This is a genomic window from Vibrio sp. YT-17, from assembly GCF_033337375.1.
Classification (GTDB): Bacteria; Pseudomonadota; Gammaproteobacteria; order Enterobacterales; family Vibrionaceae; genus Vibrio; species Vibrio alginolyticus.
The window spans coordinates 1-1,434 of record NZ_JAWOQP010000085.1 but is presented as its reverse complement, the minus strand read 5'-3'; the positions used below and the strand labels follow the sequence as shown (position 1 = coordinate 1,434).

Here is a 1,434-nt window from a genome sequence, read left to right as displayed (position 1 = left end):
TTTTTTGCATTTTATCCACTCTATTTTCCTCCATATTAGCTGATAGTGGCTAGCCAGAAGATTTCTATCAGCAGAATCTCGCTTTGCGTATGAATTGTAAGGTTGGTGCAGATTTTGGTGCTTTAGACCACCCATGATCCCAGAGCTTTTCGCGCAGATAAAATAAACCCCAGCTCAATGTCTGGGGTTGTGATTTTCTTAATCCGCTGTTGTTATTGGGCGAGTGTTTTCAGGATTTCTTTTAGCTCGACGGTTTCTCGGATTTCAAAGTTCGGCGTTATCTCTGTTGGATTACTTGCGCCAGTCGCATTCACCCACACACTCAAAATACCCATGTTGTTTGCGCCTGCGATGTCTGCTGCTAGAGAGTCACCGATGTGTAAGGCTTCTTCTGGTTTGATGTCGACAAGATTCAAGGCTTTTTGGAATATGCTGGCCGCTGGTTTTTCTTCTGGCTCTTCGCCACCCACAATAATGTGGTCCACCCATTCATCCATTTGTGTTGCTTTCAACTTGGGGTGCTGCGAGAAAATTGGACCGTTAGTGATCACGACGAGTTTGTAGTGCTTACGTAGATCCGTCAGCATTTCTTTTACGCCAGGGAAGAAAGTGAACGCGCCCATACGTGCTGAATCAAAATAGTGTTGTGCTTGCTGAGCTTGCTCTGCATCGATGTGGATGCCGTTCTCCGCCAAAATCGTTTGGATCAGACCACAGCGAAAAGCATTTTCGTCTGGAAGAAGAGCAACCAGCTGAGGAAACTCTGCGTTGAGCTTTTTATATACCCCTTGCAAATAGCGTTGTAAGAATGCTTGAGGATCAGAGACTTGTGGATACGTTTGTTGAATCCAGGCAGCAAATTTTTGTCCTGCAGCTTTGTCTGCTTGGGATGTGCCACATAACGTCTCGTCCATATCAAAAAAAATCGCTTTAAGCACAGGGGCTCCTTTCATTCGCTACTTAGTCACTGGCGTCGAAAGCCTATTATCCCACTCTAAATCGCATCGTAAAGAGGCAATCCGTCAGCAAATTGTGCAGTTTCGTTTACGCTTAAGTGATGCTGTTCTTTTGGCTTAATCATTAAACCGCATAACGGGCGCATAATCGCAACTTTGAGGAGGTTTCCTCTGTTTTGTTGTGGTGCTCACGTTTTAGCCTTAGGTGAAGCCGGTTAACTTTGGTTTTTTATGTTTGCCGACTATTTTGTTAGTAACATTTTATGCCGAAAAATCGCTTTTGGTACGATATATTGTTTGGTAAATGTTAATAATCACACATGAATAGTGCGGTTATAGTGTGAGGTGATGTTGTGCCTATATTTAGAGCATTTTTCTGGTTTTAATGGTGCATGGCGCACAAAAATGGGGTGATATGAAAGTGGTTAAATACTTGTTAATGCATTTTTATTCGCTCATTGTGCGTGTATTCAATGTT

1 protein-coding gene is annotated in these 1,434 nt (G+C 43.0%); it reads right to left on the bottom strand.

Translation table 11 applies throughout. The features are described 5' to 3' along the window. Positions 1 to 212: 212 nt before the first annotated feature. On the bottom strand, positions 213 to 938 hold the full coding sequence (locus tag R7F67_RS24030; RefSeq protein ID WP_005496615.1) for an HAD family hydrolase: 726 nt from the start codon (positions 936 to 938) through the stop codon (positions 213 to 215). Between the last annotated feature and the right edge of the window lie 496 nt (positions 939 to 1,434).